Below are 21,691 nucleotides of genomic sequence, written 5' to 3'. Positions count from 1 at the left end.
GTCGAAGAGGACCGTGTTTTCTCAGGCGAAGAAACTGAAGCCGCAGCTTTTTTGTTGACATACTCAGTCATCTACATATAGACATCTGAGTATGAGAACGCGCTGGCAAGCGCTGCGGAGGTAGGATATGTCCCTTTGGACGCGGGTAGCGAATGTGTTTCGCGCCGACACAGTGAACCAGCAGCTGGACGAGGAGTTCGAATCGCATATCGCGGAGGCGATTGCGTCAGGACGCGATCCGCTGGAGGCCCGGCGTGCGTTCGGGTCTGTGCTGCGGCAAAGGGAAGAGAGCCGCGAGGCCACGGTGATGGGATGGCTGGAGGGGTTGCGGGCGGACGCGGTCTTCGGCTGGAGACAGCTGCTACGGAACAGGGTGACGTTTGCCGCAGCGGTGTTTTCGCTGGCTCTGGCGATGGGCTCGTGCGTTTCCGCGTTCCGTTTGATCGATGCCCTGCTGTGGCGTCCGCTACCGGTTTCGCATCCGGAGCGGCTGTACGCGCTGTCGCGATACGGCCTGGGTTGGGACGGCAAGATGGCCCACTTCGACGGCTGGGCGTACCCGAGCTTTGCCAGAATGCGGGATGCCGTGCGGAACGATGCGGAGCTGATCGCCGTTTCGCCCAGCTCGCGAAGTGACCTGACCTTCGGTTCCGATGAGGAGATGGAGAAAGCGTATTTGCAATACGTCTCCGGCACGATGTTCAACGCCTTTGGGCTGCAGCCGACGCTGGGACGTCTGCTGACACCGCAGGACGATCGCACTCCGGGAAAGAGCCCGTATGCCGTGCTGTCGTACGACTTCTGGACGCGGCGGTTCCACCGGGATCCACAGGTGGTGGGAAAGACCTTCCGTCTAGGAGACAAAATCTATGAGGTCGTGGGCGTCGGCCCGAAGAGCTTTACCGGAACAGAGCCGGGGACGATGACTGATGTCTTTCTACCGGTGATGATGCATGGTGCAGTGACGCGCGACGATTCTACGTTTCACCGTACGCTGGCGATTATGAGACCAGGCGTCAACCTGGAGCCGGTACGGGCGAAGCTGGATGCGGTGAGCCGCGGATTCGAAACCGAGAGAGCCAAAGGCTTCAAGGACATCCCGAAAAAAATGATCCAGAACTTCCTGGATCAACGGATGGAGATGATTCCAGCGAGTGCGGGAACGTCGAGTCTGCAGGAGTCGTACCGGCACGCTCTGAGCTGGCTCGGCGCGCTGGTGGTGCTGGTCCTGCTGATCGCATGCGCGAATGTGGCGAACCTGATGACGGCGCTGGCTTCCGCGCGAGCAAGAGAGATGGCGCTTCGAGTCTCCCTGGGTGCGGGGCGGTGGAGACTGGTGCAGATGGTGCTGGTGGAGAGCGCGATGCTGGCCGGATGTGCCTCGGTTCTGGGAGCGCTCTTCGCATGGTGGTCTGCACCGAGGATCGTAGGGATGATCAACCCACCGGACCGTCCTGCGCGGCTGGCTCTTTCAGCGGACTGGAGAGTGCTCGCGTTCGGAGTAGGTCTGGTGCTGGCGGTGACGCTGCTCTTCGGGCTGCTGCCCGCGCTGCGCGCCTCCGCGGTAAAACCGGTGAGCGCGCTTAAGGGCGGAGAAGATCCCCATGCGCGGCGGCGGATGATGTACGGAATGATCGCGGCGCAGATTGCTTTCTGTTTTGTGATCGTCTTTACCGCGGGCCTTTTTGTATCGACATTCCAACGGATCTCGCATCTGCAGATGGGCTTTTCGCCAGAGGGATTGATCCTGCTGGAGACGTCGGCTCCGCAGGGGCAGACGCAGGCGGTGTGGGATGAGGTAGCCGATGCGCTTCGCTCGACGCCGGGAGTGGAAAGGGTAGGGGAGTCGGGGTGGGCTTTGCTGACAGAGAACTCCTGGAACAACACCATCTCAATCGATGGAGGACCGCCGAGTGAGGTACTGAGTCACTTCTTACGGATCTCTCCAGGATGGTTCGAAACGGTGAAGATGCCGTTGGTCGCCGGACGGGATCTGCGCCCTGGCGACACCTTCCCCGGAACGGCGGTAGTCAACGAGGCGTTTGCGAAACAGTTTTTCAAAGGAGTTAATCCCGTAGGTCGAACCTTCGACAAGATGAAGGACGATGGGACGCGGTTGAAGTGCAAAGTCGTAGGAATGGTTGCAAACGCTTTTTACCGGGATATCCGTGAAGGCGTTTTACCGGTGGCCTATGTGCCGTTCGACGTGACGGTGGGGAAAGACGGAGTTGCGCGCAGAGACGGCGGGACCTTCGCCGTGCGCAGTGCGGGAGGAAATCTTCTCCTCCTGGGCGCAGAGCTTCGACGAAAGGCAACACAAACGCGCGCCGGATTCCGCGTGACGAACGTGCAGACCCAGCAGGAGCTGGTGGATGCGCAGACGATTCGTGAACGGCTGCTGGCTCTGCTGGGAATCTTCTTTGCCTCGGTAGCGCTGCTTCTCGCAGGGATTGGGCTCTATGGGGTAATGAATTATTCGGTGATGCAGCGGCGGCGGGAGATCGGGATTCGAGTTGCGGTGGGCGCGCGTTCGAGATCGATTGCAGGACTGGTGGCAAAAGATATGTTTGCCATGGTGACTCTGGGCGTTGCAGTCGGAAGCGTGGCGGGCATCGCTTCAGCACGCTACCTGGAGACGTTATTTTACGAAGTAAAAGCCGCCGACCCGGTCTTCCTGACCATCCCAGCGGTGGTGATTTTGAGCGCCGCGCTGCTGGCTGCCGTTCCGGCCGTAATGCGTGCGTTAGCCATCGAACCGGCTGAGATTTTGCGGTCCGAGTAGAAGTATTCGTGCCCCATTCTTTGCGCAGCTCTATCGCGCAAAGGGTGGGGGCGCGCGGAGCGCACAAACAGATATCAAGGCAAACACCAAGATCTTATACTTATGCGGAGAAGGAAGAACCGCAACCACAGGACTTCGTGCTGTGAGGATTGATGAAGTTAAAGCCCTGGCGCATGAGCGTCTCTTCAAAGTCGAGGATCATTCCCGAAAGATAAAGAAACGACTTCGGATCGACGAAGATGCGAACCCGCTCGGACTCCTGCTCAAACGTCCAGACACGGTCGCGCTCGCGAGGTTGCGAGTCGAAGCGAATGTTATACGACAGACCGGAGCAACCTCCACCCGTAATGCCAAGACGAAGGCCGCCTTGCTCGGGCGAGACATTCTCCTTCTTCATCGCGTTGCGAATGCGCTTGAGCGCCTTCTCCGTGACCTCGATGCTGGCAGCCTTGGCACTGGCCTCCGGCGCGGAGATCGCAGGCACAATCGGGCTCGACAGCTTGCCTGCTTCGGCGGCTGGAGCGGACATCGCGGTGCTGGTGGTGGTGCTGATCCCGACGGTAGACATACTCTGTCTAGTTTAGATGAGTGGAAGGGCCGAACGGTGCGGTTTCCCAAGATTCTCACTGTGGGCTGTCCGGCACCGGCTCCTGCACACTTCAATGCAGACGCACAAAAGCCCCACCTTCGCATCTGCGAAGGTGGGACTTGAGGGAGTTGCTTACTTAGTTGACTGCTGCGCCAACGAGGGCGGGTTCGCTCTCAGGCTGGCCGTTCTTCTTCTTCCAGTCGCCGATGGCCGCACGGATCGCGTCTTCCGCGAGCACCGAGCAGTGAATCTTCACCGGGGGAAGTGCGAGTTCCTTCACGATGTCCGTGTTGGAGATCGCGAGTGCTTCGGCAACCGTCTTGCCCTTGACCCACTCCGTCGCGAGCGATGAACTGGCAATGGCGGAGCCGCAGCCGAAGGTTTTGAACTTTGCGTCTTCAATGATCTGTGTGGTGGGGTTCACCTTGATCTGGAGGCGCATGACGTCGCCGCACTCTGGAGCTCCGACCAGACCGGTGCCGACTTCGGTGGACGCCTTGTCGAGGGTGCCGACGTTGCGGGGATTCTCGTAGTGATCGACTACTTTATCGCTATATGCCATGATTCCTGTCCTCCCTTTCGGGTGTGTGCTTAGTTTAGATGCTTCAGGGCTCTTCTTTGAACCCTTTATTGAAATCCGATTGGTACCGTATTAGCTATTGACCTCGGCCTTGGCGTACTTCCTGTACGCGAAAAACCAGGTAATGGCGCTAAAGAAGATCGCACTGAGAGCGGATCCGGTAAGAGAACCCATCGTGATAGGCTTCTTATCCCAATAGAATGTGTACGCTACGTTCATGGCAAAGTACGCCACAAACGGGAACAAAAACGTTTTGAGACCCGGCTCCTTCATGCCTTCCCTTAGTGCGCAGCCCACTCGATCTTGGTAAGGTCGATGCCTTCTTTCACCATTTCGTAGAGGGGGCTGAGCTCGCGGAGCTTCAGAACCACGTCGATCAGCTTGTCAGCAACATAGTCGACTTCCGCCTTGGTATTGAAACGGCCAAGACCGAAGCGAATCGAAGAATGCGCGACATCGTCGCCAAGTCCGAGGGCCTTGAGAACATAGCTGGGTTCCAGGGTGGCCGAGGTGCAGGCCGAACCCGAGGAGACCGCGATCTCGTTGATGCCCATCAGAAGCGACTCACCTTCAACATAAACAAAGCTCATGTTGAGGTTGCCGGGAAGATGATGCTCCATGTTGCCGTTGACGTGGACGTAGTCGAGGGCCTTTTCGAACTTGGCGCGGAGGTAGTCGCGCAGCTCGGTGAGGCGCTCGATCTCTTCCTTCATCTCTTTACCAGCAATCTCACAGGCTTCGCCCAGACCGACGATTCCTGGGACGTTCAGCGTGCCGGAGCGCATACCGCGCTCATGTCCGCCGCCGTCGATCTGCGAGGAGATCTGCACGCGTGGGTTGCGACGGCGAACGTACAGAGCGCCAACACCCTTGGGACCGTAGATCTTATGGCCGGAGAGGGAGAGAACATCGATGTTCATGGCCTGCACGTCGACGGGGATCTTGCCCACAGCCTGCACCGCGTCCGTGTGGAAGAGAACACCCTTCTCATGGCAGAGCTTACCAATCTCGGCGATCGGCTGGATCACGCCGATCTCGTTATTGGCAAACATGATCGAGACAAGGATGGTCTTGTCGTCGATGGCGCGGCGGAGGTCTTCGATGTCGATCAGACCGTCAGCCTGCACCGGCAGATACGTCACGCGGTAACCGTATTTCTCCAGACGCTTGCAGGTATCGAGCGTAGCCTTATGCTCCGTCACCTGGGTGATGATGTGATTGCCCTTTTCCTTGTACATCTCGGCAATGCCCTTGATGGCAAGGTTGTTGGACTCGGTCGCACCGGAGGTGAAGATGATCTCCTTGGCGGTGGCGTTGATCAGCTTGGCAATCTGCTCGCGCGCCTTATCGACACCCTGCTCTGCCTCCCAACCGAAAGAGTGATTGCGGCTGGCGGCGTTGCCGAAGATCTTGGTCATATAAGGCATCATGGCTTCCAGCACGCGGGGATCGAGCTGCGTGGTGGCATGGTTATCCATGTAAATCGGAAGCGTGACGCCTGTGGGAACCGAAGTGCTGGTGCTCATCTGTGTTTCTCCTGAAATCTTTTGTTAGAGGCCGATGGAAACGAGTCCGCCAGCGACGGCCGCGTGCGCATCCTGGTGCGCATCGGCAGGGTCTACGAGGTCAGAGATCCGAATACCGCTGAGCAGGTCTTTAATGCTGTCATTCACCTTGCGCAGGGGTTCTTTGATGGTGCAATGACCCGCAAGGTCGCAGGTTCCGTGGATCGTAATGCAACTTGTAATAAAGAGAGGCCCATCGATCGCGCGAATCACCTCAAAAGCAGTAATCTCCGTCGCGGAGCGCGCGAGGGAATATCCGCCATTTGTACCGGCATGCGAAACTAGAATTCCGGCGCGAGCCAGGGTCTGCAGGATCTTGGCCAGAAGCTGCGGAGGAATATGGTATGCCTCAGCAATGTCCTTGGCCGACTGGGCGTGGGCCGGAACGGACTCCGGATGCTCAGCGGCAGCAACAGCCTGCTCGGCGAGGTACTTGAGGGCCATCAGGCCATAATCGGCTTTTTTCGTGAGCCTGAGCATAGTTTGAGATCCGCATCGAACTCGGACTCTTTTAACTCTATGCCTGTATTCCCTGCCGCGCAATCTTCTTTGATAACTATTATCGATGTATGCACTGTCTATGGTGCAGCCTCTACGCCAGAACGGAACTGCTCCGTTCGCTGATTCGCCGCGTCACGATCCAGGCATACTGAGCCGCAGATAAGGGGGCCAGCCAGGCGATGGAGACGGCCAGCACGTAATCCACCTGGCGCGGCAGAATATGCGGCCAAACCTGTTCACAGAGGACGACGAGGACAGTAATGATCTGCGCGAACGTATTGAGCTTGCCCAGCAGACTGGGTCGAAAGTCGCGCAGGGTGTTCGTGGCGTAGAGCAGCGTGGAAATAAGCAGAATACCGAAATCGCGCGAAAAGACGAGAACCGTCACATAGCGCGGCACCAGCGCCATATGCGTGATGGTAAGGAAAAGGGTAGAGAGCAGCAGCTTGTCCGCGATGGGGTCGAGGTACTGCCCGAGCCGCGTGCTCTGTCCGAGCCAACGCGCAATGCGCCCGTCCAGCGCGTCGGAGATACCGGCCGCAACGAAGAGCGCGAGGGCCACACCATATTTATGGTCAAGAATCTCGATGACCGTAAACGGAATGATGAAGAGCCGCATCAGCGTAAGCAGATTGGGCGCGGCGCGAAGCTGTTGCAGAAAAGACATTCAGGAGGCGTGTTGGAGGATCATGCCCATGCTAAATCAGAGGGATGCGCGACACGCGGATCACGCAACGGGTTTGCCGCAATGGCCTGCGGGAAGTACACTAAAAAGGTTGAACGCAGGTGCCTACTCCTTCGGTGAGCGGGCCGCCGCAAGAAAACAGCGCAGGCGCGTAGCTCAGTTGGTTAGAGCGCTACCTTGACACGGTAGAGGTCTCCGGTTCGAATCCGGACGTGCCTACCATATCTATCAACAGCTTAGAGGCCTATTCTTCCACATCTGGGAACAAATCAAGGAACTCTAAGGAACATAGGCGGAGACTGTTGTCTCTCCGCCCATATCAGTCATCCCTGCAATAGCTTTCGAGAGTGCGTTGTGCGCTGCTCGCTTGTCTTCTGTGACTGCTTGCGCATACAGGCCAAGAGTTATTGAGGGTGAAGCATGACGCATGAGTTCCTGCGTTGTCTTGACGCTGGCTCCTGCTGAAAACAGCAACGTCGCTGTCGTACGTCGAAACGTGTGCCAGCCTATCTTCTTGTTGATACCGAGCCTTTGAGCTGCTGGAGCGATATGCCGTCGAAGGATCATCCCCGGCCAGTATGGTTGTTTACCGAGCGAAGCAGGACTGGAGAAAACCCAGTCCGACTCCCCAGTAAAGTGGGTTGTCCGTTTCCATTCGCCTAAAGCGCGAGCAAGTTCCGGTGACAGAGGAATCGACGTCCTAGACGTAACCGTTTTTGGTGCGCCTTCTACTTGGTCAACCAAGCTGCAAGCGATTCGAATGGTGAGGCCTTGAAAATCGACATCCTGCCACCTCAAACCGAAGAGCTCACCGCGCCGCAAACCTGTGACAGCAGCGACTAGCACCATCGTCCGTGCTGGTTCATCGAGACCTTCAATCAAAGTCCGAATCTCAGCTTCGGTCAATATGTCAGGCTCTACGAGACGCTTAGCACCTTGCCGCACCAGTTCGATAGGGTTAGAGAAGACCCATTCGTACCGCATGCCGTGGCGAAACAGAGTCGAAAAGATATTCCGAGTCTTGGCTTTGCTTGATGGGGCTCCAGGCCGACTTTCAAGCCATCTCTCAATTGCTACCGTCCGCACATCCTGCAAACGGTATTTGCCCCACACTGGAAGGATGATCTTTTCCAGATGATAACGATAAACCTTGCGGGTTAGGGCAGTTTTGTTAGCCTTCTCCGCTAGTTCTGTTTCAAGATAATGTGTGATCAGTTCGGCCACCGTATAGCTGTGCGGAGCCGTTTGAACTATCGCATTAATGTCTAGCCGTAAGCCCTCTACGAGCTTTTGTGCAGCGGCCTTGCTCCGGAGATCGGCGACTGTTCCGACGATTCTCTTTCGATTGATCCGTTGACCGCTGCTGCCGTTTTCCCGCCAACGATAGACCCATACATCCGATCCGTTCTGACGTTTTTCTCTTGTCAAAGATCCTTGCTGATAGCGCGCTCTGGTGTGATTCATGCTGCCTCACTTTCTTTGGTTGAGGCGGCACGAACGGCAGATACAGTGTAAAGCTTCGCTCCAGACCGGAGCCAATCAGCGATTTCGGCAGGGATGAAGACGATCTTGCGGGAGCCAAGTCGACGATGCGGGATGCGGCCTTCTCGAGCCCATCGCAACAGGGTTACGGGATGAATACGTAAAAGAGCTGCTATTTCAGGAGCAGTTTGCAGCCCCTCAAGTGGTGAATTGCTGGCGTTGTTTTGACCGGATGTTTCGTTCATGAGTGATATCGATCCAAGTGAAATGGAGGGGTTTTCGCCTGGCGATGGTGATTTAGGTGACGCTAGTGACTCTAGCGGTATAAGCGAAAGCTAAGCAGCTAACACGTACTGCTCTTTGCGTCTGCATCGCTTCCGTCACGGCACCCTATTGAAATTTCGAAACGCTTACATTGCTGCTCAAAAACGGCGGCGTCGAAGTAGAAGTGGGCTCCATCGTTCCTTCTTTTCGTTTCGAACCGCAATCCCCGCAGCAAGTCGGCTACCCGTTTCGGCGCGAAGTGACGATCTGGCAGGTCCCGCCTTGCAGCGATCACAAGAGCATTTTTTCGGATTCTCGCGACAGGAATTGCCTCTTGATCTTTTGGTCGGCATGCGATGATGCTTTCCAGAACGATCCTCGATGGCTCTTCATGCCGCAGTTCCATCGTGTGGCACTTGAACCATTGGAGTAGTTCTTGTCGAAAATCAGGATCTGGAGAGCAGCTATAGAGAGGAAGGCATATTTCCCGTGCCCTTGCCTCCAAACACGACAGTTCACCCTCCAAAGATGGAAGAGAACGAGCATTATCGATGCGCCATTGAAGGAGTTTCTTTCGGATGACAGCAGCGTCGGCCATAAAGCTCGGGGGCAGACGGGTGGGAATATGAGGCGCGAGCGGCTTCTGTACTGTATGGATTGTGACGCACCTTGTCTCCGTCGCCCGATCTGGAAAGTCCTCTCGATTTGCAAGCGCTTTAGGACCTCCAACTCGATATGGCTTTGCCTTCCAATCATCGCCGTGCGGACTAGAGATCGTCATGGTTCCGTTTTTCTTGTACCCAGCGTTGAGAAGCTGTATGAGGTCAGAACGGAGATCTCCCTCATAATCTGCTTCGTCAATAAGCATGGTGCCTCTTACGCGATCGCTTGTCCGAAACAACGCCGATTTAGAAGGTCCGACGCCGAGATCGGTCGCACGGTAGCAGAGCAGTTGCAACATAGCTAGACAGCGCGTTTTTCCAGTCCCAGGTTCTCCTTTGAAGCGAAGATAAGGGACAGCGTCCCATGCATCGTATGCATAAGTCATCAACGTCCAGTTCGCCATAAGCTTCAGCTGAAACTGTTCCAAATCCACTGATCTTCGTAAGTATTTGTAGAGTTCCTCGATGAGGAGAGCGGGCGTTCCGTAATCCGCTACTCCTGACGCTAAAGTGACTGTGCCACCTGAAATCACATCCACGTCGCCCGTCGGGGGACTAAAGACTTCTCCGCGATCAGTGAATGAGTTAGCTTCGGAAGTCGGCCCGTCGGGCGGAGCCACTAAGAAGGAGAGTGAGGGACGTTTCGTTTCATCGTATATCGCCTCCACTAGAGTTCCATCGCTTAATAGCAGACCGTAACTTGTGAGGTTTTTGCGACCGTAGAGCGTCGACTTACTTTCTGAATTGGTGACTGTTCCTTTATCCAAGTTGCGAATCTCCTTTAATTGAGCAGATGGGACAAATAAGTTCGACACGGTCTCGAAGGTCTGGCTCGCGGCATAGCCTTCGATGCAAGGTGACAGGGTTGGTCTTGTACTTAAGCCTGAGTGGATCGTCGAATGCAACGAAGCGCAGCTTTAGTGCAGAGTCGGGGGAGTGCGGACATCCGCAGCGAGAACATGCGTCTCCAAGGATTTTTCGTGCCTTTCGCTGATAGTCAAGTCTCCTCGACCGTAGGTATAGATAAAAAGAGCGCAGCTCTTCCTTCGTATGAAGTTTTGCCATTTGGCAATCTCCTTTGTAGTTTGGGATGTGAGGGATTTAGTGTTAGCGAAGAACAACTGACCGTCGATTGGGTCGTCTAGATATTAGTATCCAGAAAGATGATTTTGAGCAGTTTATCTAGCACTAACCTATATAACTTATAGACATTTAACGTAGTCAAGTAGGCACATTCAACCAATTCTTAAAGGAATGAACGACCTATAGACGATTCAAGTTTGAAATCTCCAAATCGGCGTCCTGTAAAGGGACCCATATAGACAAATCGAACGGCGGGGGGAAAGCCGAAACCTACGCCGGAAACGTTTCTTTTGTTCGAGTGAATGAAGTGTTCAGTCTAAGTGTTTGGTACACAGGAATATGCAACTCCCGCCTGCACGGAGACTTGAAAAATGATTGATCAGGGACCGCTGCCCCATTTAGCAACACAGACTAGCGCTGATCGAGTGCGAGCTCCGTCGACCTGAGAAGATCTGAAGGTTGCACTTTGAGAACTTGAGCTAAAGCGAAAATTGTCCGAAGTGAAGGGCTCTTCTCTCCGCGCTCTAGCTGACCGATGTACGTACGGTGATATCCGCCCTCGGCGGCCAAAGTTTCCTGAGAGATCGAGACTTGCTCTCGGAGCACGCGAAGGGAGGCACCGAACGCCTCCTCCGGGCTTCTAATTGCCCGGGCTTCTCCCCGCTTTGGCTGTTGTGCCATAAGAGAAGGATCGAGGCATTGAATACTATAGTGCGACCGACTATAGTATCCATCGACTAGAGGAGAAATTCATTGCGTTACCCTTGGACCGACTCGGATGTGCCCACTGAATGGTTCCGTGAAGGTTTGCCACCGGCTACAAGTCTCGTGGAAGCACACCAACGGGCTCATTTGCGGCGCGCGGAGTACTGGCAAGCTCATCCCAGAGAGCGATTTGCGCGGTTGCTGTTCGGCGTCTGCTTTATCCTCGGAGGTTTCGCATCTATATGGTTGTTCTTCACGGACCCAAAGGCATTTCCTGACGTGTGGCGGTCAATAGAGGGAGCAGAAAACGCCAGCATTGCGTTTTACGCCGGTGACATCATTCTTTACCTTCTCTCCTACACATTCGTCTTTGGTGTGTTTGCATCGACTTTTGCATATATCTATGGCGGCGAGGCCCCTTTGCATATCTGGCTTGCGCTGTGGAGTCTATCCGGGATTATTTTTTTTGCATCGGCATTCGTGCGCACCCTCTTCTTCTTCCAGACCATCATTTTTTCGTCAAGTCGTTTTGAGCAACTCCTCATCTTTGCGTGGATATTCGGTTTCATCCGCTTCCTTGCTGTCGCGTTTCCGCTTCGTCCAGCGCGGAGACGTTGATTCCTAGTTGCTATCTAAGCAGTGAGAGTGGGCTTCTCTAGATAGGTGTAGAGCGTTTCGCGACTGATCTTGAACTCACGGGCGAGCATCGCGCGTTTCTCTCCATTCGCTGCTCTGCGCTTCAGATCAATTACCATTGCCTCGTTGAGTTTAGGCCTCCGGCCCTTGTAGACACCTGCCTTCTTCGCCGCTGCAATACCCTCCCTTTGACGCTCTCGGATCAGGGAGCGTTCAAACTCCGCGAATGCGCCCATAACGCTCAACAAGAGATTGCTCATCGGCGAGTCTTCTCCGGTAAAGAGCAAGCCTTCCTTTACGAAGGACACATGCACCCCACGCTCCGTGAGCCCTAAGACGATCTTTCGTAGATCGTCCAGATTGCGTGCGAGACGGTCCATGCTGTGGACGAAAAGCGTATCCCCATCCCGTAGGTATTCAAGGGCGGCGGAAAGCTGAGGCCGATTCATGTCTTTCCCGCTCAGTTTGTCAGTGAAAGTTCTGTCCAGGCCTAACCCCTCCAGCTGCCGTGCCTCGTTTTGCTCCGCGCTCGAAACGCGAACATAGCCAATGTCCTTGCCTCTATGTGTCTTCGTCACCTGCGTCACCTCCGTCATAAAGTGTCAAGTTGAACTTTAAGAGACCTCTCTGAATGTGTCAAGAAATATTCACACGTGCTTCAACCTGACAGTTCTTGGCGAGCAATCTGTCAGTATAGGTCTGTCTAGTTGGGGTATACCTGAACCCGACACTTAGTTTCTCTGTCACCCCTTTACCTTTGCGAAGCCGCGCAATAGTCTCGGAGTCATACGGAGAGCACAACGTGGCGAATTTGGATCGCCTACTCGAACTGGTCGAAGATGCCTGCACCGTCGATCAGATCAAGGGCATGTTAAGAATAGGTCTCGGCAACAAGAACGTGAAACTCAGTGCCGAAAGCAAAGACGAACTTGTGCGGACGAACCTCCGTGGCGCATTAAACAGCCATTCAATCGATATCGAGCGAGTTTACGAAGGGCTACGTGATGCAGAAGAGAACTCCCCGCAACGCATCTTCTACCTTCGCTGCCCCATCAAAGAGGTGCAGCAGCTTCTCACTCTCGATTATGTTCGAGAGACCATTTTGGGCAAAAAGGCCAGCGCCGAACCTAACCTTGACGTGAAACCAAATTCGCTTGCCTTATCGGAAATTCGCCCGTGGGGCAAACATAAGCCTGGCGACTGGGTCGCCAAATTTTACGGTCACGATGTTCGCGAGGTTCCGACAGGTGAGGTGATTCGTGAATCGACATCCCGCATCCTTCACGTATATGCGCCAGAAGACTATAGATATGTTCTACTTGCACGTTGGAATGCCCCTGATTTACTAGAATTTAGAACACCCCGGGACTCCGCGAACGAACAGGTTGACTCTTGGCGCAGATATCTTGAGAAGGCCGTCGGCATAGCCATCCCATTGCAGCGGTTCACACCTTGGGGTCTGCGTAAGATTAACCAAAGGCTCTTTGAAGAGAAAGATAAGCAAGGCAAGCTATACAAGCTTGGTGATGCTGAACTAGAAGATGAGTTTCACAACAAGGTTAGATTTCAATCACATCTCCCCGACACAGATTTGTTTGGCACCGCAGCCACCGGATCAGCCGCTAAGGGAATGCTGGACAACAACAGCTACTACAACCAACAGCGAGTCATTTGGACAAAGCAACCGGATCAGGGCTTCAGCAGCGACATTAGCACGCTGATCGGGGCCCGTCGTGAGAACGAGGTTGTTATCTCACGTCATCAGAACTCCCGAGGGATTGACTATGTTACTCGACAGCTTAGAGCGTTTAGCAAAGGCTGAATCGCCATTCCATGGTACGTACGTGGAACTCCAGCGATATTTCGAGCGTCACGATGATTGGGAACTGATCAATCCAACGCTGTTGGCAGCGGATCTTCCGGACCTGGACATCTTTGAGCTCGCTGGTGCGCTGGATGAAGCAACTCAGAACGGCGAGCTAAGGGTTCGGTATACGGTTCTTACACCTGATGGGGTCGTAGCATCCGATCTTTACGATCTGCCAAGCTCCATACCGCGCAGATTGCCCGACCGTTTTGAAGAGCTGTTTACGACTCGCGAACGACCCCTAGTAACGGTGTTTGAGGCGGCTCAACCAAGTTTAGCCACCGACAAGGAAGAAGACGAGGGGTTTTCGGCGTTTGAGGCAGGATCATGAGCGGCCTCAGCAAAGAGGCCGTTAAGCAAATGATCATGGAATGGCGTGACTCAATCGCGCCCGACCTTGAGCACATTAGACGAGCACAAGACGAACTTCTCTTAGAGATTGACGAAGAACACATACCCTACGCTCTTACCGCAATGAGTCTAATACTTGGAAGAGGATCAATCACCATGACGACAATGAACAACACCAATATTGGAAACGCCGGGGTTGCTGTGACTGGTGGCGAAGTTCATGGAAACATCACCGGAACGGCACAGAATAACGCTACGCAGATGCAAGCGTTGGAGGGTCTTGCCAAGCTCAGAGCATCGCTCCACGCCTCACCAGAACTTAGCAGCGCGGAGAAAGAAGATGCCGCAAGTGCAATCGAAGATCTTGAAGGCGAAGCAAAAAAGCCAGATGAAAGCCGGAACACTGGTCGTGTTCGCAATGCCTTCAAAGTCCTGATGACGACAATCAGTGTGGCAAAGGGCGCAGAGTTTTTTTACAAGGATATTTTGCCTCATCTTGAGACGTTTTTTCACCTCGCCAAATGAACGCTTCAAGACTGACCGCCCTGCCATCTTTGGCTCGGAGAAAGGGGGCCGCTCTCCGTTCTATACTCGCGATTATGTCGATCGGTGAGTCAAGCAGAATTTTCTTGTTTGACGGTACACGCGTAGCGTTAGCCGCAAGAAAATCGTTCTTCATGAGGGCCTTATGCCTTCCATCGTTCTCGAAATGCTCTGAGAAGTCAGCCCATGAAGATCGCAGTCTCTCGATGCAATTCCGGGAGAATATCCGATTGTGGCTAAGAGCTGTAGAAGGTTTGAGAGCGTGATGTATTTAGCACCCGTTCCGGAATAGAGATTAGATATTTTTCCCCAGTGGGCGATCAGTTTTCGATGGAGTCTCTTTGCTGTCGTTTGATTCTCGCAACAGATCGCGATGATGCAATCTGAAAGTGCCATCGGATTAAGCGCATAATGAATTGCAATTTTATCTTTGCGAGGACTTCCAACTCGACAGAGGGCAACAAACCATCCGGAAACCGTTGAGGTTGTGGATTGCACCCTTCGCCCGCTATCTTCAATGCCATAGTTCCTGAGGTCGGTACTGTGCGCCAACTGCAATTTTCCTTCTTCAAGCCTATGCATTTGAAGGCACCCGCGCTTTACGAGTACTTTGGCCGCATGGCGGGGGTTCAAGGCTAAACTTGCTGATTCTGCGTGAGTTAATTTCTTGGCGCTGCCTTCCTTTACCACGCGGAGGAGCACTGTACTTGGCGCCCACGCTCCAAAGGTTCTGCTTCCATATCGACTGAGAATATTGATGTTTGCACGACGCCGTAATTGAGCCCATGCTTCACGATCTTTTTGTGAAGTGAGTGAACCTGCTGGTAGCAGTGCTACCAACTCCCCCCCAATTCGAAGATACTCGAAAGCCTCGAGGACGAAAGCCATCGAGACGCTACAGGTGACGGCGAAGTGGAGGGTACGAATAGATTGTCTTGTGCCTCCTCTACAACTGAAGGGAGGGTTGAGAAGTACAAGGTCGATCCTATTTTTCACAGTGTCTAGAGCTTTGCATTTGGCTCTAGAAGTTGCAGATAAGAAGTCGCACGTTCCCGTTTGATCGATCCCCTGCGCTCTCTCTAGCGCAGACACGGCTACGCTGGATATGTCCGTTCCTATAAAAGTAGCTTCCGGCCAAAGTTTCATAGCGGCGCGAAGCAGTTCTCCACTCCCGGCAGTGAAGTCTGCCACTATCGAGGGTTGGCCGTCGCACGCCTTAGCCATTCTGTTGGCAAGAACTCTTGGCGTGTAGATTGAGTCGGTTCTCGCCATTTACACCCCGCCCATCAGAGACATCGCGTACACGGAATACACAAGCACCCGACCCTTACCTTCTGTGCGGGACGCCTTGCGAATCGGATGATCATAAATTAATTCGACAGTACGAGGACTCAAAAGCGAAAAGAGAACCGCACCCAACGCGTGAGGTTTAGTTCCGATCATCGCCACTTTTATGAGATCTAGCCTGTTCTCGCTTGCAATCTCTTCGAGCAAATAGTAGAGGCTGAAAGGGCAATTGGCACGCGCAAAGCGAGCTCGACTCCACGCTCCAGTTTCATCCAGTACAGGGCGGTTTCCGTCATACGTATAGAAAGGATATTCGGCTTGAAATCCCGGTACTCCGATTATGGGGATGATCCGATTTCGAGGCGGTTGAACTTGTTCGACACAATATTTGAAGCGAATGCCTTCGAACCCTAAGAGCGCGACGAAGCTTATCTGTTCTTCATCTTCCGCCTCGGTCAAGCGAGCAAATCCTGGCAGCGGTGCGATTCCTGTAATCCGTTCACTGAGGTCAAAGATGTCCCCTTCTCGAGGAAGAGGGCTAAACCGATAAATGATGGGCTCACGATATACAACGCGAAGCTGAATTCCCACAGCGAAAGCCGACTTGATTAGGGGAGCCCAGATGCGATGCTCTAAGCCTGTGATGTCTATATATGCTTTATGTCTATTCAGCCGTCGCCAAAACTCGCGCAAATCCGCGCCGCTTCTGAGGCGAACAGTCTCTATTTTTCCATTGCAATCGATGGAAAAGCTTTCTAGGGTCTCGCCAAAAATTTTGTTGAATTGAACGTCTTCGCAAGCGTTCTCCCAATCAGCGGAGTGTTCCGCGCGCTCCTCCTGAGAGCCCCCAAAAATATATGAGCTGTCTGCATCCGGGCGGAAGGTTTCGGGTTTTTCAAAAATATCCGTAAATAGCGGTCTATTTTTGATCACTGAGATATGCTCCGAAAATACGGAGCTGCTCTGGTAGAGGCTCCTCAGTTCTGTGATGGCGGTGAAGAATCTCTCGGATCGTCTCTCGCGGTTTATCTACTAGGCCGAGAAGATCGTCGGGGCTTAGCGTTGCCCTCCTCTTCTTTCGGTAGCTAAACACGAAGAATGCACTGAAGATTGGATGGACCATATAGTCCCATTCACGAGTGTCGCCGTCGCTTCCTGGTTTGGTGCCTCCTAGACGAACGAGGGCCAGATGCATCACCGCCGAGTCGAGAAGTGCGTTTACCCTCGTCAGGTCTAAAGGTATTTCGTCTTCACCATTTTCCGTGCCTAGACGGAATTGATTTATTTCTGGGGCATGTCCCGTAGAATCTTCTGCCATCTGTCCGAATACCCTACCTAGGCCCAACAGAAGTTTTGTGAGTTGTGCTCCGGAAACAGATAATCCTTCAAGCTCCGATAAATTTTTTTTACCAACAGCCTGAGCGGCTAAAGTCTGATCCTCCGGTGAAACTGGACTTTCTAGTGAACCATGCTTCCGATAGTGAAGAAGAAGGCTCTGATCAACAAGCTCCAAGAGGTATCGGATGTTTGACGCTGCCAAACGTGTGAAAACGTCCCACCCAGCATAGTAACGTCTGATTCCTCTCTTTCTTCTGTTGATGTTGTAAAGCAGGGCATGCTTGTAGTTGGAATATCTCGTATCCCAAGATTCAGCTTTGCTGAGAAAGTCATCATAGACCTCGGCGACTGAAAGGCCTCTTGATTCGGCCCAACATTTTATTAAGTATGCGCGTAGTGGCTCGATTTCTCGAATCCGCGTGACGTTTCGATTGGCCCGTGTAAGTTGGCCAACGAGGACTTCGATTTGTTCGCCGATCCCTAGCAGATTGGCCTCTTCGTCCTCGGACAGGCCGGGTAGCAATCTTTCTACTTGCTGAATAGGATCGCTACCTTGAAGGTGAAGGAGACTCATGCGTGCATTGCACACGTTAAGAGCGAAATTCCGGAACTGCTCTCCGCTCAGCTTCTGAGTGATGTCGATCCGAACATAATCTGAAGGGCTGATCAGTTGCTGAGTCGGGTCTAAAGTCGTACGCGTTTTGAAACCTAGTTCTTTCACGCCGATCTTGAAGGTGTAGATCTCTCCGGAGTGTTTAATGAGAGTGTTGATCACCTGTTGCTGGTACTCCAGAAGGTTCTCGTATTCATCTATGAGGAAGAAAAAGGTCTTTCCCTTGAATTGAGGCAGTTCAAGTAGATGGGTGAGAAGAATGTCAATTGGGCCGCCTTGGATAGACATGGGAAGCCGTGTCTGGTCCGCGATGTTGTTCACGGCAGCCTCGAAATCTGTGCGAACGCTTTCTAGCGCGTCGCCTAAATCTTTTAGGCCTACAGGAACGTTTTCAAAATGAAGGGCTTTGCCTAAAAGCAAATAGGCTTTTTGAGGAAGTTCGACTATGCTGCCCGTTTTTACTTGGTACCAATCAAGAAATTTCAAGATGAGATCGCAGAGCAAAAGATTGACGTAGTGACCGAAGAAGCGAGCCCACTCGCTCTCAGAGACATCCCCACCGGTGAATGCTGCAATACGATTTATGTTCACCCGATAATAGAGGCCAATATATGGCCAATCGGCGATTGCAGAGGCTTTCTGGCCGGACAAAGCGTACTGGCCTTCATACGAGAGCCCGCGAAGGACGGTTGTTTTCCCGGTACCGCGTCCGCCAATCAAGACGCAAGGACGAGAGGTCTTGAGTTCAGGAAAGTAGGTTGGCTCTGTAAAGAGATCGAAGATCTTCTCTTTCAACCACTCGGCTCTGTAGCCCCCAAATATCTCGCTGAGTTGTACCTCGGCCGAAGGAAACTGCTCAGCCGAATTCATGATTTCACCATCAGAGGATGCCACCCATTATGTTTCCAGCGCAGAAGGCAGAGTGTCGCATCCGGAATTGTCTCGTGAATCGCAATCGCAAGACCTTTGGCCTCATAGCCTCTCCAGTCATCGGGGCTTGAGCCACCCGTGTCTGGTATACCAGCTCTCTTGCTTGCCGCTTCAAGAAACGGAATTGCGCCAGGTCTCAGACGATCAGGCCAGATGAGCGAATCGGGGTGCAGCGCGCTATATCTTTCGCTAAGAATATGGGCTGGACTGAGAGTTACAGAAGGACATTGCAGCGTGATCTCGTCATGCCCGGATTGAGTGCAGATCACCGGACAGTAGAAAAAACGGGTACCCCGCACGCCAGCGATTTTAGAGAACGAGGTTTTGGAACCCCCAGAAATTTCGAAATCGCGGTACCAAGTTCCAACAAATTGATTTCCAGTCCCGACAAAATCGTCCACAAAAATTATAGGTCTCAAATTGGACGAAATTGCAGCCAGCGCATCGGAGGGAGACATGATTTGATCTTCTCGAAATCCGAGATGTTGGCGAGCACTGCGAGCGAAATAGTAGCCACTATCGCTGGGGTTATAGTTTTCTCCAGCGACCGGAACGATAATTGCGCTATCGAAGAACGTCGACCACGCTGAAGCAGCAGTTATAAATGATCCACTATTCTTAGCGATGCCTCGACTCAGTGCCTGCACGCTGGACGCGAACATCTCTTGCACGAGATTCGAGTGGAAATACATAAACGAATTCAATAAATGGACTGCGTACTCCATCTCGCTGTTCCTAAAGTTCTTCAGCCAGGATTCGGGATCAAGCGCCTTTCGCAAGGGCCACAAGTGCATGCGGGTGAAGAAGGCGCATTTGGCAACCACCTCGTCGCGGCTTACTGGGCGCGCAGAGAGAGACGGTTGCGTCGATGGAGTACTGGCCATTCAAGAGTGAGTCTAGATGAATGGTGGCCTAAATGCGAAACGTAAATCTCTTGTAAAACCGTATCCTTGCGTCGGCGAATGCGAGACGTAAACCGATCAATGCCAAGATTTAGAGTTGTTGTAGAAGATCGATGTCGAGAGATGGCTGAAAGATCCGGTGAGGCGAGAAAAACGAGGTCGACGGCTGAGGGGCTTTTCGGATAAGGAGAGAAATCTCAGCTGTTGCCTGCGAATGTACGCGCGGGGAAGAACCCTGCAACCGCTGGCTTGCCGTTCGTGCCGCGTGGGACGATAGCCAGCGTGGGTACAACTGAGGGTGCAATGTGGGAACAGTAACGATCGTGTAGGCTTGTTTTCTAACACTTTGGGTTGCTTCGAATTTTCCTATGTTGTTGAAAATAATAGAAAAGCGAAGTTTGACACGGTAGAGGTCTCCGGTTCGAATCCGGACGTGCCTACCATTTATTTCCCTTGAATACGTGATTTGCAACATGCATTCCTGGCACCTCGATCTCTTATTCAGTTCGGCTCTGTTTCGCTATTGCATCGCTTGACCGGGCAACAACGAGTAGAGGTACCATCCCGTGTGCAGCACAAGCTTATTGCGTCGACAGCGTGCTGTAAGGTGCCAGAATTGTGCGCATCCTGCTGTGCCGAAGCATGAAAGAGACCGTTTAGGGTTGATTCCATTAGCGACTAATCAGCTCTAAAGGCTATGCCGCAGGTTGTGTTCCCCGACGCTTGATTGCTCTTCGTCCGCACAAACCGCGAAAGCCTCTTAGACATAGCCTAATGGCTAGGATGCAGAATTTCTCAGGAACAAACGGGCGTTCAGTTCTATGCCACGCGGAACTCTTCAAGATGCTCCGGCCACAAAATGACGTATTCGCCCTTGCCCCTCTCGCGATAGGCAGCTCTAAGTTGGCTCTGAAAGAAGCCTTTTTCTATCAGTTTTCGCGCTGCATCGAAAGTTTCTCTGGGCTGATCGGTCAAGATGAAGATATTGAATTCACCCGATCCGAAGTCGTGACCATCCACCTCGGAAGGTGGCGGGAGGTTTTGAATCAGGCCTTCCTCCAAAGCCACCAGCTCACCGAATTGACTCATTCCTGCCGTCGCAAATTGTAGAACCACCTGGTATTTCATTCTCACCTCGGAGACTTTGCCCCGGCGGCGTGACGACCAGCTCCGGGATCGAGACCAGCAACTTAGATCCTCCGGCCGAAGCCATACGTTCGCGCCGAAAACTAATACGTGCCGGAGGATACACCGGCCAGCGATCCGCTAACTGAGCATCGCCATGCTTTGCGCAGGGGAAAGGCTAATATCGCGGCCCAGTCTAGGCTCATCCACCGGCCCATACTGCTGGAGTATATGGCCACGAAATAGTCCAGTCCCGATTCTCCATCTCTTTCTTTGCCGGTAAAACGGGATGCGCTAAAACAGAACAAATGTACTTGCTGCGATGTGCGATCGTAACCAAAGTCTGTCCGCATCGTAACAATACCTATGGGGACTATTTCCGATCATGATGCGCTCTATCTTCCTGTTCCAGCGCGAGTTTTGCCTCTGATGCCGTCTCAGCCAAACTTGCCAAAACAGCTTCTTTTTCTCCTGAATGAGTATCTAGATAAGCATTGATCTCACGCACCATAGGATCAATTTTCTCCACCAATCTTCTAAGCTTTTCGGTGGAAGCGGCTTCGATTGCCCCGGCTCGCTCGGCGTCATCGCTGATTGCCCACTCCTGAGCACAGTCATTTAACTCTGCAAAGGGTCTCGGCAGATCAATGGTTTGCAACGTTTTCTTCGGTTGAGCGATCCCTGCAACGAAGCGACAGATGAAATTCATTCGCTCCAAGAATTTTGCAGTATCCACCGATAGTGCATAGTATGTGACGGCGTTTTTATAGAAGTGGAGGCTCTCGTGAGGCCCCAATTTTAGTTCTTTCAAGAGGCTTTGAAATGCCTCCTGTTGAATTATCTGTTCTGCTTCCGGCGAGAGTCTAGCCCCTACGGCAAAAAGAGATCCGATATCACCGGCAAATACGTTTTGCACTCTGCGAGTAAGAGTAATTTGATCTGGTGCGTTGACTGACCACGTACCCCCATTCAAAGCAGCTTTTAGCTCTAATACCAAGTACGATCCATTGCCCCGAATCTCGGCTTTGAAAGATTCGCATTCGAATCGAACGGCTTCTGTAAAAGATAAAATTTCAGGGTCTTCCGCTATGCTGCCTCGTTCCCGGTGGAAGACGTTTGGATCGCGCATGTTTATCTTACGAACGTGTACGCCTAGCATTTTAGCTAGATCCGAAATGATTACTTGTGTTTTAGTATTCAT

The 21,691-nt window shown here is 53.0% G+C and carries 22 protein-coding genes and 1 tRNA gene; 6 read left to right on the top strand and 17 right to left on the bottom strand.

Annotated elements, in window-relative coordinates:
- Positions 1-127 precede the first annotated feature (127 nt).
- On the top strand, positions 128-2,782 hold the full coding sequence (locus ACIPR4_RS00660; protein ID WP_013566710.1) for an ABC transporter permease: 2,655 nt from the start codon (positions 128-130) through the stop codon (positions 2,780-2,782).
- 100 nt (positions 2,783-2,882) lie between these two features.
- On the opposite strand, the gene ACIPR4_RS00655 is transcribed toward ACIPR4_RS00660, so the two are convergent.
- The 6 genes from ACIPR4_RS00655 to ACIPR4_RS00630 all read right to left on the bottom strand — a co-directional run bounded on the left by ACIPR4_RS00655 (position 2,883) and on the right by ACIPR4_RS00630 (position 6,684).
- Positions 2,883-3,350, bottom strand: a complete 468-nt coding sequence (locus tag ACIPR4_RS00655; protein WP_013566709.1) for a HesB/IscA family protein — start codon at positions 3,348-3,350, stop codon at positions 2,883-2,885.
- Between the two features lie 157 nt (positions 3,351-3,507).
- Positions 3,508-3,933, bottom strand: a complete 426-nt coding sequence (gene iscU / locus ACIPR4_RS00650) for a Fe-S cluster assembly scaffold IscU (RefSeq protein WP_013566708.1) — start codon at positions 3,931-3,933, stop codon at positions 3,508-3,510.
- Positions 3,934-4,023: 90 nt separating this feature from the next.
- A complete protein-coding gene (locus ACIPR4_RS00645) occupies positions 4,024-4,224 on the bottom strand; it encodes a hypothetical protein (protein ID WP_013566707.1) in 201 nt (66 codons plus the stop codon).
- An 8-nt stretch (positions 4,225-4,232) separates the two neighbouring features.
- Positions 4,233-5,477 carry an IscS subfamily cysteine desulfurase gene (locus ACIPR4_RS00640; protein WP_013566706.1) on the bottom strand — a complete coding sequence of 415 codons (1,245 nt, stop codon included), beginning with the start codon at positions 5,475-5,477 and terminating at the stop codon, positions 4,233-4,235.
- 24 nt (positions 5,478-5,501) lie between these two features.
- Positions 5,502-5,996, bottom strand: coding sequence for an RrF2 family transcriptional regulator (locus ACIPR4_RS00635; protein WP_013566705.1), 495 nt, complete (start codon positions 5,994-5,996; stop codon positions 5,502-5,504).
- A gap of 112 nt (positions 5,997-6,108) precedes the next feature.
- Entirely contained in the window at positions 6,109-6,684 is a 576-nt protein-coding gene (locus tag ACIPR4_RS00630) for a CDP-alcohol phosphatidyltransferase family protein (protein ID WP_013566704.1), read from the bottom strand.
- A 163-nt stretch (positions 6,685-6,847) separates the two neighbouring features.
- Here ACIPR4_RS00630 and ACIPR4_RS00625 point away from each other — a divergent pair.
- Positions 6,848-6,924, top strand: a tRNA-Val gene (locus tag ACIPR4_RS00625).
- A 57-nt stretch (positions 6,925-6,981) separates the two neighbouring features.
- Here ACIPR4_RS00625 and ACIPR4_RS00620 read toward each other — a convergent pair.
- The 4 genes from ACIPR4_RS00620 to ACIPR4_RS23430 form a co-directional block, all read right to left on the bottom strand.
- The gene (locus tag ACIPR4_RS00620; RefSeq protein WP_013566703.1) at positions 6,982-8,166 is read right to left on the bottom strand and encodes a tyrosine-type recombinase/integrase; all 1,185 of its coding nucleotides are present in this window, start codon (positions 8,164-8,166) and stop codon (positions 6,982-6,984) included.
- Positions 8,163-8,429: a helix-turn-helix domain-containing protein gene (locus ACIPR4_RS21975; protein WP_013566702.1), complete on the bottom strand. Its 267-nt coding sequence runs from the start codon at positions 8,427-8,429 to the stop codon at positions 8,163-8,165. The genes ACIPR4_RS00620 and ACIPR4_RS21975 overlap by 4 nt, the downstream gene beginning before the upstream one ends.
- Before the next feature lie 98 nt (positions 8,430-8,527).
- Entirely contained in the window at positions 8,528-9,877 is a 1,350-nt protein-coding gene (locus tag ACIPR4_RS00615) for a hypothetical protein (RefSeq protein ID WP_013566701.1), read from the bottom strand.
- A 727-nt stretch (positions 9,878-10,604) separates the two neighbouring features.
- A complete protein-coding gene (locus tag ACIPR4_RS23430; RefSeq protein ID WP_013566699.1) occupies positions 10,605-10,874 on the bottom strand; it encodes a helix-turn-helix domain-containing protein in 270 nt (89 codons plus the stop codon).
- A 72-nt stretch (positions 10,875-10,946) separates the two neighbouring features.
- On the opposite strand from ACIPR4_RS23430, the gene ACIPR4_RS00605 reads away from it, so the two are divergent.
- On the top strand, positions 10,947-11,516 hold the full coding sequence (locus ACIPR4_RS00605; protein ID WP_013566698.1) for a hypothetical protein: 570 nt from the start codon (positions 10,947-10,949) through the stop codon (positions 11,514-11,516).
- Positions 11,517-11,530: 14 nt separating this feature from the next.
- On the opposite strand, the gene ACIPR4_RS00600 is transcribed toward ACIPR4_RS00605, so the two are convergent.
- Entirely contained in the window at positions 11,531-12,112 is a 582-nt protein-coding gene (locus tag ACIPR4_RS00600) for a recombinase family protein (protein WP_281046993.1), read from the bottom strand.
- A 224-nt stretch (positions 12,113-12,336) separates the two neighbouring features.
- Between ACIPR4_RS00600 and ACIPR4_RS00595 the strand changes: the two genes are divergently transcribed.
- From ACIPR4_RS00595 to ACIPR4_RS00585, 3 genes are read left to right on the top strand one after another with little or no spacing between them, the layout of a single operon-like run.
- Positions 12,337-13,356, top strand: a complete 1,020-nt coding sequence (locus tag ACIPR4_RS00595) for a hypothetical protein (protein WP_013566696.1) — start codon at positions 12,337-12,339, stop codon at positions 13,354-13,356.
- Positions 13,319-13,732 carry a hypothetical protein gene (locus tag ACIPR4_RS00590; RefSeq protein ID WP_013566695.1) on the top strand — a complete coding sequence of 138 codons (414 nt, stop codon included), beginning with the start codon at positions 13,319-13,321 and terminating at the stop codon, positions 13,730-13,732. The genes ACIPR4_RS00595 and ACIPR4_RS00590 overlap by 38 nt, the downstream gene beginning before the upstream one ends.
- Positions 13,729-14,277 (top strand): hypothetical protein, encoded by a 549-nt coding sequence (locus ACIPR4_RS00585; protein WP_013566694.1) that lies wholly within the window; start codon positions 13,729-13,731, stop codon positions 14,275-14,277. Before ACIPR4_RS00590 ends, ACIPR4_RS00585 begins: the two co-directional genes overlap by 4 nt.
- Before the next feature lie 150 nt (positions 14,278-14,427).
- On the opposite strand, the gene ACIPR4_RS21970 is transcribed toward ACIPR4_RS00585, so the two are convergent.
- From ACIPR4_RS21970 to ACIPR4_RS00560, 6 genes are all read right to left on the bottom strand, one after another.
- Positions 14,428-15,567, bottom strand: coding sequence for a methyltransferase (locus ACIPR4_RS21970; protein ID WP_013566693.1), 1,140 nt, complete (start codon positions 15,565-15,567; stop codon positions 14,428-14,430).
- Entirely contained in the window at positions 15,568-16,515 is a 948-nt protein-coding gene (locus ACIPR4_RS00580) for a hypothetical protein (protein WP_013566692.1), read from the bottom strand.
- Entirely contained in the window at positions 16,502-18,427 is a 1,926-nt protein-coding gene (locus ACIPR4_RS00575) for an ORC-CDC6 family AAA ATPase (RefSeq protein ID WP_187290228.1), read from the bottom strand. The genes ACIPR4_RS00580 and ACIPR4_RS00575 overlap by 14 nt, the downstream gene beginning before the upstream one ends.
- On the bottom strand, positions 18,400-19,188 hold the full coding sequence (locus tag ACIPR4_RS00570) for a phosphoribosyltransferase-like protein (protein WP_187290227.1): 789 nt from the start codon (positions 19,186-19,188) through the stop codon (positions 18,400-18,402). Before ACIPR4_RS00570 ends, ACIPR4_RS00575 begins: the two co-directional genes overlap by 28 nt.
- A gap of 996 nt (positions 19,189-20,184) precedes the next feature.
- Positions 20,185-20,493, bottom strand: a complete 309-nt coding sequence (locus ACIPR4_RS00565) for a hypothetical protein (RefSeq protein ID WP_013566689.1) — start codon at positions 20,491-20,493, stop codon at positions 20,185-20,187.
- Between the two features lie 370 nt (positions 20,494-20,863).
- Positions 20,864-21,691, bottom strand: a complete 828-nt coding sequence (locus tag ACIPR4_RS00560; RefSeq protein ID WP_013566688.1) for a hypothetical protein — start codon at positions 21,689-21,691, stop codon at positions 20,864-20,866.

It is taken from the genome of Terriglobus saanensis SP1PR4, assembly GCF_000179915.2.
In the GTDB taxonomy this organism is placed as follows: domain Bacteria; phylum Acidobacteriota; class Terriglobia; order Terriglobales; family Acidobacteriaceae; genus Terriglobus; species Terriglobus saanensis.
The sequence above is the reverse complement of the archived record's forward strand: the minus strand, read 5'-3'. Positions and strand labels throughout refer to the sequence as shown.